A 391-nucleotide genomic window follows, 5' to 3' on the forward strand; every position below is an offset into this window, starting at 1 on the left:
CGGCGGCCGCGCAGCGGCTGCGGTGGGTGCGGCGGCGGAACTCAGGTCTGCGGCTTGAACGGGCAGCCCAGCGACTTGGCGCAGCGGTTGTGTTCGAGCACGCACTCGTACTCGCTGGCATCGGGCTGGGCCATGCAGTGGTCGTAGATGCCGGTGCAGATGCTGCAATTGCGCTGGGCGGCCGCGCTGCCGGCGAATCCTGCGGCGAGCGCGAATGCGGCGGCGAACATCACGGTGCGATGACGGATCGAAGGCATGCGAACCTGCTCCTTGGTCGGCGGGCCGGGCGGCCTGCGACAGCATGCGCGAGGGGGTCGCCGCGGCCTGTGACTGCTATCACGGGGCCGCCGGTCGATCCTGGGCGAACCGGCCCGACGGCAACGGCGAGCGG

Annotated in this window: 1 protein-coding gene; it reads right to left on the minus strand. The window is 71.6% G+C overall.

Going from position 1 to position 391, the window contains the following annotated elements; genetic code table 11:
- Positions 1 to 41: 41 nt before the first annotated feature.
- Positions 42 to 257 (minus strand): hypothetical protein, encoded by a 216-nt coding sequence (locus HKX41_10595; protein NNC24579.1) that lies wholly within the window; start codon positions 255 to 257, stop codon positions 42 to 44.
- Between the last annotated feature and the right edge of the window lie 134 nt (positions 258 to 391).

Origin of the sequence: Salifodinibacter halophilus, from assembly GCA_012999515.1 — a bacterium.
Lineage (GTDB): Bacteria > Pseudomonadota > Gammaproteobacteria > Nevskiales > Salinisphaeraceae > Salifodinibacter > Salifodinibacter halophilus.

What these genes read in the sequence shown, in the direction of transcription:
- HKX41_10595 (NNC24579.1), bottom strand. Translation starts at nt 257, where the DNA reads ATGCCTTCGATCCGTCATCGCACCGTGATGTTCGCCGCCGCATTCGCG.